Annotated in this window: 10 protein-coding genes; 4 read left to right on the top strand and 6 right to left on the bottom strand. The window is 45.4% G+C overall.

The window, feature by feature from the left end:
- Position 1: 1 nt before the first annotated feature.
- A complete protein-coding gene (locus ACI4L0_RS05610; RefSeq protein WP_439799186.1) occupies positions 2 to 1,867 on the bottom strand; it encodes a hypothetical protein in 1,866 nt (621 codons plus the stop codon).
- A gap of 55 nt (positions 1,868 to 1,922) precedes the next feature.
- Positions 1,923 to 3,617 carry a hypothetical protein gene (locus ACI4L0_RS05605; protein ID WP_439799185.1) on the bottom strand — a complete coding sequence of 565 codons (1,695 nt, stop codon included), beginning with the start codon at positions 3,615 to 3,617 and terminating at the stop codon, positions 1,923 to 1,925.
- A 60-nt stretch (positions 3,618 to 3,677) separates the two neighbouring features.
- Between ACI4L0_RS05605 and ACI4L0_RS05600 the strand changes: the two genes are divergently transcribed.
- From ACI4L0_RS05600 to priA, 3 genes are read left to right on the top strand one after another with little or no spacing between them, the layout of a single operon-like run.
- Positions 3,678 to 4,922 (top strand): glycosyltransferase, encoded by a 1,245-nt coding sequence (locus ACI4L0_RS05600; protein ID WP_439799184.1) that lies wholly within the window; start codon positions 3,678 to 3,680, stop codon positions 4,920 to 4,922.
- A complete protein-coding gene (locus tag ACI4L0_RS05595) occupies positions 4,912 to 5,724 on the top strand; it encodes a uracil-DNA glycosylase (protein WP_439799183.1) in 813 nt (270 codons plus the stop codon). Before ACI4L0_RS05600 ends, ACI4L0_RS05595 begins: the two co-directional genes overlap by 11 nt.
- Positions 5,699 to 7,693, top strand: a complete 1,995-nt coding sequence (gene priA / locus ACI4L0_RS05590; protein ID WP_439799182.1) for a replication restart helicase PriA — start codon at positions 5,699 to 5,701, stop codon at positions 7,691 to 7,693. The genes ACI4L0_RS05595 and priA overlap by 26 nt, the downstream gene beginning before the upstream one ends.
- A gap of 108 nt (positions 7,694 to 7,801) precedes the next feature.
- On the opposite strand, the gene ACI4L0_RS05585 is transcribed toward priA, so the two are convergent.
- Positions 7,802 to 9,496, bottom strand: coding sequence for an AMP-binding protein (locus tag ACI4L0_RS05585; protein ID WP_439799181.1), 1,695 nt, complete (start codon positions 9,494 to 9,496; stop codon positions 7,802 to 7,804).
- A gap of 209 nt (positions 9,497 to 9,705) precedes the next feature.
- Here ACI4L0_RS05585 and secA point away from each other — a divergent pair, with 209 nt between their 5' ends.
- Positions 9,706 to 12,447, top strand: coding sequence for a preprotein translocase subunit SecA (gene secA / locus ACI4L0_RS05580; RefSeq protein WP_439799180.1), 2,742 nt, complete (start codon positions 9,706 to 9,708; stop codon positions 12,445 to 12,447).
- Between the two features lie 168 nt (positions 12,448 to 12,615).
- Here secA and rfbB read toward each other — a convergent pair whose 3' ends face one another.
- From rfbB to rfbA, 3 genes are read right to left on the bottom strand one after another with little or no spacing between them, the layout of a single operon-like run.
- Entirely contained in the window at positions 12,616 to 13,740 is a 1,125-nt protein-coding gene (rfbB, locus tag ACI4L0_RS05575; protein WP_439799179.1) for a dTDP-glucose 4,6-dehydratase, read from the bottom strand.
- A complete protein-coding gene (gene rfbC, locus ACI4L0_RS05570; RefSeq protein ID WP_439799178.1) occupies positions 13,737 to 14,339 on the bottom strand; it encodes a dTDP-4-dehydrorhamnose 3,5-epimerase in 603 nt (200 codons plus the stop codon). The genes rfbB and rfbC overlap by 4 nt, the downstream gene beginning before the upstream one ends.
- Positions 14,339 to 15,214, bottom strand: coding sequence for a glucose-1-phosphate thymidylyltransferase RfbA (rfbA, locus tag ACI4L0_RS05565; protein WP_439799177.1), 876 nt, complete (start codon positions 15,212 to 15,214; stop codon positions 14,339 to 14,341). The genes rfbC and rfbA overlap by 1 nt, the downstream gene beginning before the upstream one ends.
- Between the last annotated feature and the right edge of the window lie 298 nt (positions 15,215 to 15,512).

The raw sequence follows: 15,512 nt of genomic DNA, 5'->3' as shown, positions 1-15,512 counted from the left end.
ATTAAAAGCGGATGCTCACGCCCACATTGAAATACAAATTCATTGTATTTCTCAGCTGAGACACCCATTCATTCTTGAATCTGTTTACAATCTCTTCAGCCTCAGGGGAATCAAGCTTAAAGACATCGCCGTCAGGTGTTTTGAATCCGACAATATCGCCTTTTTGCTCTTCCTGATTTTCGTACACAGGCTCATAACCTTCAAGCCTTCCGCCAGGGAAGATGTTTCTTCCCACGCCGTCATTGTGGATGTATTCCATAGTCACGCCGCCGAACAGGGACACGCGCTTTCCTTTTTTTGTGGCAGGAAAATCATATCTTGCATTCAAAGAAGACTGAATCGTAAACTGGACATGCTCCTGATTGAGCCAGTTCATGGCATCCCAGGCAGAAGAAACGTGATTGCCGGAGTTTGAGTCGTTCGCCGCAAAAATAGAATGAGTGTAAAGAGAGCCTGTTGTGGAATACACATTTTCATCAGCCAAAAGATAAGTCATAGCTTCATCTGTATCAAGCGACTCGCAGACATTTCCGTGGCGGGAATAAACAGTACCAATGCTCAGAGTAAGACGCTCGAACGGTCTGAGGTCCACTGAAAATTTCACGGCGTCAGAATTCGGCTCATACTGCGAGCCTATCGGAATTCCTGAGTTTGTGCAGTTCTGGTAATTTATAGTTGAAGACGTAATGCTTGCAACACTGTCGCTGTCGTACTGCCAGTGGCTGTAAGTGTAGGGAGTTATAAAAGTGTAGTTAAAATCAAGCCGGTCAAGGAAAGATTCCGCAGGAGTATAGATAAGTCCGGTTTTTACAGCAAGGCGATACTTTGAATCAAAATCCAGCTTGAAAAAATCCTCCGCAGGGAAATCATCGCACATAATATCAGTCTGCCACAGGACACCGGGAGCAGGCTTTATATCAACCAAAAGTCCCATTGCAAGATTGTCTGATGCGCCGCCGACTCCCTGTGCAACCATATAAGGCACCGGCAATGCATAGGAAAGATCAAGGCGTTTTCCGTATACAGCAGTTTCATAAAATGAAACTTTCAGGAAATCGAACATTTCATAGCCGATTGCATGGAAGGCTATAATCTTATCAGGTGACAAGGTTGACAAATCACCGTCATAGGAAGAGGTTGCACCAATCATGGAAATTTTCTGCGTGTAGGAAAGCTTGTCGTTCATATATGTAAAGGCTATGTTTCCCGAATGGTAGCTTGTGTCATTCAGAGTAAGACCTTCATTTAAAAAAGCGGAATAGCCTGTTCTGTAGACACCTCCCTGGACAAACAGATTCTTATATCCCAGCGCAACAACTGTATTCACATCAAGATACATATCTATAGGCCCGACTTCAGTGGCGTCAAAAATACTGTCGTGCATGGAATTTGAATACAGAGGCATAAAGTCCGTGTCAGTCGCATTCAGAACAGAAAAGCCTGCACTATATCCCAGGGAAACAAAATCGTCCTTAAAGCCAAAGTCGCCTTTAATAGCCGGATAAAAAGAAATCATCTTGGAAGTGTCAGACTCAGTGCTTTCATCTTCCTTTTCTTCCATTGTGTGCTTTACAAAAAAATCAGTTTCAACGCACACTGAATACGGCTTGCCCATGATCCGCTCATATATGCAGGAAGCGATTTTCTTGTCTTTTTCAGTTCCGTTTTCAATCGCCTCTTCCAGAATCGACTTTACATTTGCAAGCGGATAAGGACGCGTGGGCGGAACATAGGAAACAATTCCGCGGTTTTCCCAGATAACGGCATATTTATAAAATTCATCTGTCGGATCAACAGAAACCTGGGAAAAACAAAAAGCCCCGGAAATAAAAAAAACAGCTGCGATAAAATATTTTTTAAAAAACATTTACAAGTTCCCCCTGATTATAAACAGAAGCCTCAAAAAATTAATTTTCCGAAGCTCACAAAATTTTTATATTTGCAGCGAAAGCGACTTCAAAGCCAGTTTCATTTCTTCCGCTTTCATTTGCATAATTAATAACAAAAGAATATGACGGCTGCAAAACAAATGTTATATTTTCAGCAGGACTGAAAGTTCCGCGGATAGAAACAACATTTACATATTCATTAGTGCCGGAAGGAGCAGAACGGTTTTGCCGCTTATCCGCTTCTTCCCTGCCCTGTGAGTCTGAATCCGGGAAAGTCCAGTCTTTTCTGTTTTCCTTTCCGGCCTCGCTTTCATCGATCACATATTCATCTCCCTCATGCCAGTCGATGTTCTCAAAAACCTTTCTGCCTGAATTCAGCCCGCAGACCTTCAGAAGATAAGAGGCACCGAGCGACCACTTCGCAGGCTTTTCGTATTCAATGCTGAGCTTGCCCGAAACAGTGTCAGGCCCGAACGGAGTTCCAAGCCATTCATAAAAAACATATTTTGTGTCGCCGAGATTTTCCCTGTAATTGCGAACCATGCTCCAGTCAGGACTTTCCTTTATGTACATGTATGTGTCAGCGTAAGTTCCTTCAAGCCACAGATGAAAATATCCTTCGTTGAACGGAATAAACGACTCAACTCCGCCCTGAAATGAAATTCCGTTCGGTGTAGTGTCATCCTCAAAATTTGAAGTTTCGTACGGAGTCTGATACTGTGTCATTGCAAATTCCCCGTAGAGGCGAAGATATTTCACCGGTGTATAGGCAAGCTTCAGCGCAAGGTAATCGCAGGTGTTGCTTTCGTTATGCCCATAGTCGCGCCATGCAGCAAAGCCGTGATAAACTGTCCATGGATTCAAATAGCGAAGCTCCATAGGCGCATACACAAGCAGAGATTCCCTGGCAGTAAACTGAAGCTTTTTGAAAAACCTGAAATTCAATTCATGCGAATAAAGATACTTGTCCACATTGAACTGGTCAACATTCATGGAATACCTGAAATTTCTGGTGTAGAATCCAAGCTCCATATAGCTTGAGCCTGTAAAATACCGGCTCTGCACAATGCTTCCCGTCAGCGAACGTGTAAAGTCAGAGGCTCCTCTTCCAGCCTGAAAAGTAAAGGCAGCGGTGTCCCCCAGATTATGGCTTGTGCTGAAATACGCCGTGTCAGGAAAATTTATGTCAATCTCATCTGCTGAAATCGGAATGCTCAAAAAATTATCATCGTCTTCTTTTGTGTTCTTGTTCAATGCAAGCTTTGCATCAAAAAACATCGTAAAATAATCCGCGCCTTCAATCTTGACAGGAACATACAAAAAATCGCCCTTGCTGTAGCGGTCATAGTTCCAGTCCAGATCATCATTCTGCTTGTAATAAGCCTCTGTGTTAAGCTCCATTTCAAAGCCAAGCCGGATTATATCAGGCCCGAAGCAAAACGACTCCTGGGCGCAATACTTTTTTATTCTATCATACTGAATTTTTCCAGCAGAACTCAGGCAAGAGTAATCAGCTTCGTCAAGAAAAAAAAGAATTTCCCCTACACTCAGCGGAGAACGGTCTGTAAAATCAAGCCTGCCCTGCTCCAGCGCAACTGCGGTCAGCGCATCATAAATCCAGTGTCCGCTCTGCACAAGCTCGTTTTTTCCACGCGCAAAGGAAGAAGCCAGAGGCATAAAAAAAAGAACTGCCATGAGCACTTTTTTCAATGGAGTCGTTATTTTCATAGACCGCAATTTTACTTGATTGTTGCAGAAAGTACAAGTATAGGATAAAATTGGCAGAATATGAAAATCGCAATGTTTACAGATGCATATTTTCCGCGAATAAACGGAGTGTCGGTTTCTGTCCACTCTTTTGCGGAAGGTCTTTGCAAGCTCGGACATGAAGTCTGCGTTGTCTGTCTGGAATATACAGAGGAGCAGCAAAAAAGCTCTTTCTTTGATGAAAAATCAAATGACGAAAAGTCGCCGTTCAAAATTCTTAGAATTCCGTCCGCCTGGATTGCATTTTCCCGGGAAGACAGAATGGCCCGCCTGGACAAATGGAATTTCATAAAAAAATCCATGGATGAATTCGCCCCTGATGTGATTCATATAAATTCAGAGTGGACCATTGGATATTTTGGAATAATCTACAGCAGGCACAGGCACGTTCCCTTTGTGTTCACATTCCACACGCTCTGGGAAGACTACCTTTCAAACTACATTCACTTTCTGCCCACAAGGGGGCTGAAAAAAATCGGAATGGAGCTTGTCCGCTTTTACCTGAAGCGCGCGGATATTATCATCGCACCCACAAAGCAGATTGCAGAAGTCGTGGAAAGATACGGAATAAAGCGCAAAGTCGAAATCATTCCAACAGGAATTCCTGACTCAAAAATCGTATACAACGAAAAAAAAGCAAAGCTTGTATACTCAACGCTTTTTAAAAAATTCCCCGGGCTTAAAGGCAAAAAAATTCTGCTTTTTGTAGGGCGCATTGTAAAGGAAAAAAATCTATCGTTTCTTTTCAACGTGCTTAAAAATGTGCAGGCGGAAATTCCAAAGGCGGCTCTTCTTTTTGTTGGTGGCGGTCCTTACCTTGACGAGCTGAAGCAGATTTCAGAGTCGCGCGGGCTGAAAAATTCCGTGTTCTTCACAGGATATATAGAAGGAAACGACCTGATTTATTTTTACAGGCTCGCCTCTGTCTTTACTTTTCCAAGCAAGACGGAAACCCAGGGGCTTGTTACCGTGGAAGCGATGCTTTCGGGGCTTCCTGTGGTTGCAATCGGGGAAATGGGAACTGCGGATGTAATGCAGGGCGACAACGGCGGCTTTATGGTGAAGGATGACACCGATGAATTCACACAGAAAACCCTGGCTCTTCTAAAGGACAAAAAACTGCACAAGGAAAAATCGGAGCAGGCGCTGGAATGGGGAATCAAATGGAAAATTTCTTCCCTTACGCCAAGGCTGATCGAATGTTACCAAAATGCACTCAGCATGAGAAGCCAACATTCAAAAAAGGAAAACACAAGTGACCGCTGAAGAAAAAAAAACAGCATACGATTTTCTCAAGACAGTATCATCATGGTGCTGCGGATATACTCCGCCTGAATTTCTAGCTTCCCCGGAATTCGAGGACGACACAGAGCCGGAGCTGATTCAGGAAACCACGCCGCCTGAAACTACAGCGCAGCCGAATCAGAGCGAGCCTTCCGCAGAAAAAGAACAGGGCGCAACACTCGGAACAATCGCAGACAAAATAGCATCATGCCAGAACTGCATGCTGTGCCGCACAAGGACAAACACAGTTCCGGGAGAAGGAATCCAAGCCCCCGTTGTAATGGTAATCGGAGAAGGCCCGGGAGAGGACGAAGACAAAACAGGGCGCCCGTTTGTCGGCAAGGCTGGACAGCTTCTGGACAAAATGCTCGCGGCGATTTCACTGGGGCGCACATCAAACTGCTATATTGCAAATATTGTAAAATGCCGTCCGCCGATGAACAGAACCCCTATGCCGGATGAAGCGGCCGCCTGCTCAGGATTTCTTCAGGCGCAAATTCACATACTCAAGCCAAGGTACATTCTTGCGCTGGGAAGGACTGCGGCTCAGAATCTGCTTAACACAGAGCAGGGAATCAACTCACTGCGCGGAAAATGGTTTGACTACAATCTTGGCGCCCGCACAATTCCCCTGCTTGCAACCTATCATCCGAGCGCGCTTCTTCGCAACGAAAGCCTCAAGCGACCGGCATGGGAAGACCTCAAAGCCTTCAAGGCAAGAATTATAAAAGAAATACCGGACTATGCGGAACCGTTCTATGTGCAGCAATCCAGCATACATTGACGTAGTATTAAACGTTCCGATAAACCAGACTTTCACATACAGAATTCCGGAGGGAACAGAGCAAATACAGAATCCGTTCGGTCTGCGAGTAGAAGTTAAATTCGGAAACAGAAAAACTTCAGGCTTTGTATCAAAAGTCCACGAATCGCTTCCGCCTGACTGCGCTGTTTCCGAGGAAAAAATACGAACTGCCATCCGCTACATAGACAAAACTCCTGTTCTTACGCGCGAGCTTTGGGAAATCGCAGAATTCATGAGCGGCTACTATATTTCGCCGATCGGGGAATGTGTATTTTCCATGATTCCCTCCGGAAAACGCGAAACCGAAGTTCCAGGCCTTTCATTTTCAGAGGACGAAACTGAATTCGAAAAAAAGCAGCTCAGCCCGGAGCAAAAAAGCGCGGCGGACGGAATCATTTCTTCAGCCGGAAAATTTCATTATCTTTACGGAACAACAGGAAGCGGAAAGACAGAGGTGTTTTTAAGCGCGGCGGAAAAAGTCATCAGCCAGGGAAAGGGCGTTATCTATCTTGTGCCGGAAATCGGACTCACGCCGCAGGTTGTAAAGGCGGTTCAAAAAAGATTCGGAAGCACTGTCGCGGTTCTTCACTCCGCACTTACTCCCAGCCAGCGGCTCAGAGAATGGAAGCGCATACTTGACAGGGAAGCCCGGATTGCGGTGGGTGCAAGAAGCGCAGTCTTTGCCCCTATGCCTGAACTGGGGCTCATAATAATTGATGAGGAGCACGATTCTTCATACAAGTCAGGCTCTTCACCGCGCTACCATGCCAGGCAGATTGCGATGCTCAGGTGCAAAAGAAATTCCATTCCGCTTGTAATGGGCTCCGCAACTCCGTCCGCTGAATCATGGCTGGCAATGCAGAGCGGAACAATCGAAAAGCACTCTCTCACACGCAGGCTCGCAGGCGGAGAAGCCCCGGAAATAAAGTGCGTAAACCTCGCGCTTGAGCCGGACAGGGAAAAATGCATTTCACGGCAGCTTCAGCAGGAAATAAAAACCGCGCTTTCAGAAAAAAAGCAGGCGATTCTATTTCTGAACAGAAGGGGCTTTACTCATTTTTTCAGATGCACAAGCTGCGGCTATGAGCTGAAATGCCGCAACTGCTCTGTTCCCATGACATACCACAAGTCTGAAAACCGTCTGCGCTGCCATTACTGCGGATATTCCCTTCCGCCGCCACAGCAATGCCCAAAATGCGGATCGCTTGACACAGGCTACTCAGGATTTGGAACAGAATACATAGAGGCCGAAGTAAAGGCGAAATTTCCAAACGCGAAAGTCATGCGCATAGACACGGATTCACTTCACCACAAGGGAGAGCTTCAGGAAAAACTAGACTTGTTCAGGAACGGAAGCTACGACATTCTCCTTGGAACGCAAATGGTTGCCAAGGGGCTTAACTTCCCGAATCTCAAAGTTGCCGGCGTTATTCTTGCGGACACAACAATGCATCTCCCTGACTTCCGCGCCGCTGAAAAAACATTTTCGCTTATAACCCAGGTTGCAGGACGGGCGGGACGTTTTTTCCCCGGAGGAAAAGTTATTGTACAAAGCTACTGTCCTGAAAATGAAGCAATCCGATGCGCTGTAAACGGACAGCCGGAGGAATTCTATAAAAACGAGCTTGATTCAAGAAAGATTCTGCACTTTCCGCCGTACTCAAGGCTTTTAAGGCTTGTGTTCCGCTCTCAGAACCAGAAAGCATCACAGCATGCAGCCGAAAGCGCATTTGCAATACTTGTAAAATGCCGCAGCGAAAATGTGGATATACTCGGGCCTGCGGAATGTCCGCTTGAAATGGTAAACGGAAGCCACCGATTTCAGATTATTCTGCGCTCAACGCAAATCCGGCCGCTTCAGGAAATGGCAAAAAAACTGGTATGGGGATTCAAGCCTCCGCGGGATGTCTACATTGAAACAGACACAGATCCTGTGAGCATGCTGTAGAATTCCGCGCGGAAGATTCCCAGCCCAGATGACAAAAGTTCAAAAAACAGCTTAACAGCGGCGCTCCTAAAAATCCGACAAAAGTGAATTTTCCAGAGCGCCATTCTGTCAGAATTCCTGCTTTACCTTGTCCACATCAACACCGGCATCCTTTTCACGGATTTCAACACGCCGGATTTTTCCGCTGATTGTCTTCGGAAGCTCATGGACAAATTCAATAATGCGCGGACACTTGAAAAGCGCAGTTTCGTGCTTAACAAAGTCAAAAAGCTCATGCTCAAGCTCCGGGCTGGCAGTATAACCCGGGGACAAGACAATCGTTGCCTTTACAGCCTGTCCGCGTTTTTCATCAGGAACGCCTGTAACAGCACATTCCATTACCGCCGGATGCTGCTGAAGCACAGACTCAACTTCAAACGGACTGATTCTGAAGCCTGACGATTTTATGATGTCATCTTTTCTTCCCACAAACCAGACATAGCCGTCTTCGTCCATATAAACTGTGTCGCCTGTATGGTAAACACCTCCGTCAAAGGCATTCGCGGTAAGGGCAACATCGCGGTAGTATCCTGAAAGCAGACCGAACGGATGGCCATTGTCCAGATGAATAACAAGCTCTCCCACTTCTCCTGCCGGAACAGGCTTTCCGCTCGCATTTACAACAGACACATCATACACCGGGGAAGGACGGCCCATTGAACCCGGGCGCACAACAGCATCAAGAAAGTTTCCGCAGATAATCGTGGACTCAGTCTGTCCATAGCCTTCGTAAATCTTTTTTCCAGTCTGCTCAATGAATTTGTTATACACCTCACCGTTCAGAGCTTCTCCTGCTGTGGCAAAGCGGACAACAGTGCTTATATCATACTTTGAAAGATCCTGCCTTATAAGATAGCGGTAGACTGTAGGAGGCGCACAGAAAGTTGTCACTCCGTACTTTGCAATTTTCTGAAGCATCTTATCAGGCTTGAAGCTGTGCATATCATAGACAAACACCGCGCTTCCGCATATCCACTGTCCGTAAAGCTTGCCCCACACAGCCTTTCCCCAGCCGGTTTCAGAAACAGCAAGATGAAGCCCGTTGTCCTGAACACCATGCCAGTATTTTGCAGTTATAAGATGTCCGATAGGATAAAGGAAATTGTGCAGAACCATTTTTGGGTAGCCGGAAGTTCCTGATGTAAAGTAAAGAAGCATAGGATCTTCGCTGTGAACCGCAGCATCTCCAACCGGACGCGGAAATTCAGGAACACAGGCATCGACACCTTTATGGAAGTCAATCCAACCCTCGCGCGACGGTCCAACCGTAACAAGCTTTTTCACAGTCGGGGACTTTGGAAGAGCCTTTTCAATTTCAGCCTGAACCGCCGGATTGTCGTAAGAAATAATCATCTTGATTTCCGCGGCATTTGTGCGGTACTCAATGTCCTTCTGAAGAAGCTGGTCTGTGGCAGGAACCGCAATCGCACCGATTCTATGAAGAGCCATCATAACCCACCACCATTCATAGCGGCGGCGCAGAATCATCATGACAGCATCGCCCTTCTTGATTCCCTGGGAAGCAAGAAAATATGCGGTGCGCTTTGAATCCGCTGAAATCTGCTCAAAAGTCCACGAATGTTCCTCGCCGCTGTCATCGCACCATACAAGCGCTCTTTTTCCCGGCTCAGTAACTGTATAGCGGTCAACAATGTCATAGGCAAAATTGAAATTCTCAGGAGCCTTCAAGCGGCAGTTTTTCTTCAAATCTTCGTACGAAGAAAATTCCCTGTCTTCAACTAAAAAATCGTGATAAAGTGCCATATACCCCTCTATAAAAAAGTATCGCAGAAGTTTTTATGACATTTTATTACAAAATGTCATTCAATTCAAGCGGAAAATACACCTGACGAAAATTCAAGCTTCATCCGTTTTCCCGCCGCAACTGAAAACAAACTCCATGCATACTATTATAGACACCCAGCCTCTATAAAAGTTGCAAACATATAGAAAATTTTGTATATTATCCTATTATGTTTGATAAATTACTGACATTTATATTTGGTTCAGCAAATGACAGGGCTGTAAAGGCATTGAAGCCTGTTGTTGCGCAAATTGAAGCGAGAGAAAGCTGGGCGCAGGCCTTTTCTGACGAGCAGTTTCCAGAACAGACAAAAATTCTAAAGGAACGCCTTGCAAAGGGCGAAACCCTCGATGATATTCTTGTTGATGCGTTTGCCCTGGCCCGTGAAGCCGCAAAAAGAGTTCTTGGAGAACGCGCATATCCATGCCAGATCATGGGCTCCCTTGTTCTGCATTCAGGCAGAATAACTGAAATGAAAACCGGCGAAGGAAAAACACTCATGTGTGTCTGCGCCGCCTACCTGAATTCGCTCAGCGGAAAAGGCGTTCACATTGTCACCGTAAACGACTACCTTGCAGAGCGCGACAGCCAGTGGATGGGCCGCATATACAGATTCCTCGGACAGAGCGTGGGCTGTATTCTGAGCAACATGGACAATGACGCAAGAAAGGCCGCATACAGCTGTGACCTGACTTACGGAACAAACAACGAATTCGGATTTGACTATCTCCGCGACAATATGCAGATTGATGCCAGCCGCAAAGTGCAGCGCGGTTTCAACTTTTGCATTGTTGACGAAATAGACTCAATCCTCATCGATGAAGCCCGCACTCCGCTTATCATTTCCGGACAGGCCGAAGACGACACATTCAAATTCCATGAAGTGGACAAATACATCGGAATGTTCACGGAAGTAAAAAAAGACCCCAGAACCAACGACTACCCGGATGAAGTTGAAATGACCCCGGAGCAGCGCGCCGCAATGGAAGGCGACTACAAGCTGGACGAAAAAAGCAAGCGCGTGTCATTCACCGACAAGGGAATGAATAAAATCAACGACATTCTTCTTTCCCACAAGCTTATTGAAGAGGGAACAACTGTTTTCGACAACCAGAATTTCGAGTATGTCCATTATTTTACACAGGCACTGCGGGCGCATACACTTTATCAGCCCGATGTTGACTACGTTGTAAAGGACGGACAGGTTCAGATTGTTGATGAATTTACAGGCCGCATACTTGAAGGCAGAAGATACGGCGACGGACTGCACCAGGCCATAGAGGCAAAGGAGCATCTTAAAATCGCCCAGCGCAACAGAACGCTTGCAACAATTACATTCCAGAATTTCTTCAGAATGTACGAAAAGCTTTCGGGCATGACGGGAACCGCAGCAACAGAAGCCGTGGAATTCGACAAAATTTATAATCTTGAAGTTGTTGTGATTCCAACAAACAAGCCGGTTGCCAGAATTGACGAGGATGACGAAGTTTATCTCAACGAAAGCGAAAAATGGCTTGCAATCGCAAAAGAAGTTGAAGAAGCGCACAGCAAGGGACAGCCAGTTTTGATCGGAACTATTTCCGTGGAAAAATCAGAATACCTTTCTTCTATTCTCAGCAAGAAGGGAATTCGCCATGAAGTTCTGAATGCAAAAAACCATGCGCGCGAAGCCCTCATCATAGCTGAAGCAGGAGCAAAGGGCGCAGTAACAGTCGCAACAAACATGGCTGGCCGCGGAACAGATATAAAGCTCGGCGGAAGTCCGGAATCAAGGGCAAGAAAAAAAGTCGGCACAGAAGCCACACAAGAGCAGTTTGAAGAAGCGCTCAAAATAGAAAAGGAAAAATGGCAGAAAGACTACGATGAAGTAAAAAAACTCGGAGGTCTTTATGTGATAGGCTCAGAGCGCCATGAAAGCCGCCGCATTGACAACCAGCTGCGAGGACGCTCAGGCCGCCAGGGAGATCCGGGAAGAAGTAAATTCTATATTTCAATGGATGATGATCTCATGAGACTGTTCGGCGGCGAAAAGATGAAGGCAATCATGAGCAGAATCGGAATGCAGCCTGGAGAGCCTATAAATCATCCTATGCTCAACCGCTCTATTGAAAAAGCGCAGAAAAAAGTTGAGGAAAGAAACTTTGAAATAAGAAAAAATCTCCTTGATTACGATGATGTCCTTAATCAGCAGAGAAAATTTATTTATGACCAGCGCGATGCGATTCTTGTGGACGAAGAGCTTTCCAGCCGTGTTATGAACAATGCCAGGGAAACTGTTTCAAATCTGATTGAGAATTTCAAGCATGAGCGTTCTTCATCACAAAGCGCGCTTGCAGACAAAGTATACAGCCTATTCGGTCAGCAGCTGTCCTATGATCAGCTCACTGAGGAAGGTATAAATGCGGCACTGCAGAATGACCTGACACAAAAAGAAATGCTGGCAGGCAAGCAGAATCTGAATATGTTTATCCGCTATCAGTATATCCAGATGATAGACAAAAAATGGATTGACCAGCTTGAATATCTTGACGGTCTGCGTGAAGCTGTTCACCTGCGCTCTTATGGAAGCAAAAATCCGCTCACAGAATATAAGCTTGACGGATTCAATCATTTTGATGAAACGCTTGATGACATACGCGATTCAGTTGCAAGCAGAGTTTTCAAAGTGAAAGTCCAAGTAGGCACACAGGTTCCCCAGCAGCAGCATACCCGCCAGATGAATGCACAGCATCAGGAAGCGCAGTCAATGGCAAGAAGCGCACAGCAGGCAGCTCAGAATTCCGCAATGAAAAGCGGAAGACAGGGACAAAGCGTAACTGTAACACGGTCAACTCCAAAAGTAGGCCGCAACGACCCCTGCCCCTGTGGAAGCGGAAAGAAATTCAAGAACTGCTGCGGAAGAAATTCATAGCCCATTCAGTTGCGCTTTTTGAAAACCAGTATTTTCAGATGGCGCATCCAGCATCCCCGAAATTGAACTTTTAAATTTCGGGGCAACTCTAAAAATCTTTCAGACAAAAAAAACTGCTCTGGAGAAAATCTTTTTTCCAGAACAGCCTGAAATTCAAGGCATATCTGCCTACAAATGCTGCCTCAAGCCGTAATTGGCATCTATCCACTTTGTGTATTCGCCGCTCAGAATATGGCCAACCCACTCTTTATTTTCCAGATACCAGCTTATAGTGGCATCAAGACCTTCCTCAAATGACATCTTCCGCTGCCATCCAAGCTCTTTTTTTATCTTAGAGCAGTCAATGGCATAACGCTTGTCGTGTCCGGGACGGTCTTTTACATAGACAATAGTTTTTTCAACATCAGAAACAGACTTTCCGAGTTTTTCAGCTGTCAGAGCAATAACCTCATGAAGCAACTTTATATTCTGCCACTCATTTTCTCCGCCGATATTATACTTCTGTCCTGCAATTCCCTTGTTTAGAATCAGCCAGACAGCCCTGTTATGATCCTCAACATAAATCCAGTCGCGGATATTGTCACCGGCTCCATATACAGGAAGCTGCTTTCCATTCTGGATATTGCTAATCATGAGAGGCAGAAATTTCTCGGGAAACTGATACGGACCATAGTTATTTGTGCAGTTGCTCAGTGTAACCGGAAGCCCGTAGGTATGGAAGTATGCCATTGCAATATGGTCAGAGCCTGCCTTGCTGGATGAATAGGGAGAGCGCGGATCATAGGGAGTTGTTTCCGTAAAATAACCAGTTTCGCCCAAAGATCCATAAACTTCATCAGTTGAAATATGATGAAAAAGAACCCCGTCACGGAATGTTCCGTCGGAATTCATCCAAAAATTCCTGGCGGCATCCAAAAGCGTAAAAGTTCCCAAAACATTCGTGCGGACAAAAGCTTCCGGCCCCAAAATGGAGCGGTCAACATGGCTTTCTGCAGCAAAGTGAACAACAGTGTCTATGTCATACTGCCGCAGAATCCGCTCAATTTCCTGGCGGTTGCATATATCGGCCTTTTCAAAAAAATAGCGGCTGCCACCGAACTTTTCTTCAACATCGCGCAGAGATTCAAGATTTCCTGCATAAGTCAAGCAGTCAACATTCACAACAGTTCCGTCAAAATCCGCATCGTCAAAAAGACCAGGCTTCGCAGAGGAAAGCCCGAACAAATAATGAATAAAATTAGAACCTATAAAGCCAGCGCCGCCGGTTATAAGGATATTTTTAAGTTTTCTCATATTATTCCCGTCCATTTTCCGTCTATATTAAAATAATCCGAGGCAAAGGAAAAAGCAGGATGATTTTTATCCTTTTCGCTCAGAATAGGACAATCCACTGCCCCTGCTGCATTCCAGTCAATTCCAATGGAAGAATCATTCCACATCAGACCGCCTTCGTCCTCAGGATGGTAAAAATCCGTGCATTTGTAGGCAAAGACCGCCGCATCCGAAACAACATAAAAACCGTGGGCAAAGCCTTCCGGAATATAAAACTGGTTATGCTTTTCAGAATCAAGGAGAATACCGTAGTATTTTCCAAATGCTGGCGATTCTTTTCTCAGGTCAACGGCAACATCATAAACTTTTCCATGCAGTGCGCGCACAAGTTTTCCCTGTGGATGTTTTTTCTGAAAATGAAGGCCGCGCAAAACTCCCCTGCTGGAAGCCGACTGATTATCCTGCACAAATTTCATTTTAAGTCCGGCATCAAAAAAATCCCGTTCACTGTATGTTTCTAAAAAATAGCCTCGGCTATCTCCGAACACTTTGGGCAGAATTTCGTAAAGCCCCGGAAATTCCGCACCGTCAGCGGAAAAACACTTTTTAAACTCAAACATCAGTTTCCTCTGGCAATATATTCAAGATAACGGCCGTAATCAGTCTTGTAGCCTGAAGCAAGTTTCAGCAGATTATCCTTTGAAATCCAGCCGTTGCAAAAAGCAATTTCCTCTATACAGCTGACATACAGTCCCTGCCGCTTTTGAATTGTGGAAATAAAATTGCTAGCTTCAAGAAGCCCGTCATAAGTACCTGTGTCAAGCCATGCCATTCCACGGCCAAGAAGCTCAACATTAAGTTTTCCCCGTGAAAGAAATTCATTGTTTACAGAAGTTATTTCAATTTCTCCGCGAGCAGAAGGCTTTACATTGGCGGCAATATCGACAACATCATTCGAATAAAAATAAAGTCCCGGAACCGCATAGTTAGACTTAGGATGCAAAGGCTTTTCCTCAATTCCCAGAACTTTTCCGCTGCTATCAAATTCAACAACACCATAAGCGGAAGGGTCTTTTACATAGTACCCAAAAATCACACTGCCCTTCCCTGACTCGACAGTTTCCCGGGCGCGCTTCAATGTGGCAGTAAACGACTGTCCGTAAAAAATATTGTCGCCAAGGACAAGCGCAACATCATCATCGCCGATAAAATCACGCCCGACAATAAAGGCATCCGCAAGACCCCTGGGCTGCTCCTGGACACAGTAGTCAAATTTCATTCCGAGCCAGCTTCCGTCACCAAAAAGCTCCCTGAACAAAGGCAGGTCGCGCGGAGTTGAAATAACAAGAATTTCACGGATTCCAGCAAGCATAAGACAGCTGAGAGGATAATAAACCATAGGTTTATCATAAAGCGGAAGAATCTGCTTTGAAACAGCCTTTGTTATAGGATACAGCCTTGTTCCGCTGCCTCCAGCCAAAATAATTCCCTTCATCCATTTTCTCCCTGAAAGTGAAATTTTTTTACGGGGCTGCCTAAAAATTTTTAGCATAGATGCTGAACTAAATTTAGCATGACAATACTTTTTAGGCAGCCCCGTATGAGTTTGCTGTCAAAAAAACAGCAGGATTATTTTCCTTCATTCCATGCTTTTTTCAGCACGGACATAGCATCGCTGTCATTTTCAATGTTTGCAATAGCGTTACGCAGGAAGGCAATAAAAACCAAAAGGAAGAATACAGCAAATACAACAATCGCGGTGTGCTTAATCGCGGTGTGCTTAATCGCGGTGT

Source organism: Treponema sp. (assembly GCF_051883275.1).
In the GTDB taxonomy this organism is placed as follows: Bacteria; Spirochaetota; Spirochaetia; order Treponematales; family Treponemataceae; genus Treponema_D.
Note: the sequence above shows the minus strand (reverse complement) of the source record. Positions and strands in the feature narration are given on the sequence as shown.

Bases quoted from the DNA above. Each gene is read 5' to 3' on its own strand.
- ACI4L0_RS05610 (WP_439799186.1), bottom strand. From the start codon at position 1,867: ATGTTTTTTAAAAAATATTTTATCGCAGCTGTTTTTTTTATTTCCGGG.
- ACI4L0_RS05605 (WP_439799185.1), bottom strand. From the start codon at position 3,617: ATGAAAATAACGACTCCATTGAAAAAAGTGCTCATGGCAGTTCTTTTT.
- ACI4L0_RS05600 (WP_439799184.1), top strand. From the start codon at position 3,678: ATGAAAATCGCAATGTTTACAGATGCATATTTTCCGCGAATAAACGGA.
- priA (WP_439799182.1), top strand. From the start codon at position 5,699: ATGTGCAGCAATCCAGCATACATTGACGTAGTATTAAACGTTCCGATA.
- ACI4L0_RS05585 (WP_439799181.1), bottom strand. From the start codon at position 9,496: ATGGCACTTTATCACGATTTTTTAGTTGAAGACAGGGAATTTTCTTCG.
- secA (WP_439799180.1), top strand. From the start codon at position 9,706: ATGTTTGATAAATTACTGACATTTATATTTGGTTCAGCAAATGACAGG.
- rfbB (WP_439799179.1), bottom strand. From the start codon at position 13,740: ATGAGAAAACTTAAAAATATCCTTATAACCGGCGGCGCTGGCTTTATA.
- rfbC (WP_439799178.1), bottom strand. From the start codon at position 14,339: ATGTTTGAGTTTAAAAAGTGTTTTTCCGCTGACGGTGCGGAATTTCCG.
- rfbA (WP_439799177.1), bottom strand. From the start codon at position 15,214: ATGAAGGGAATTATTTTGGCTGGAGGCAGCGGAACAAGGCTGTATCCT.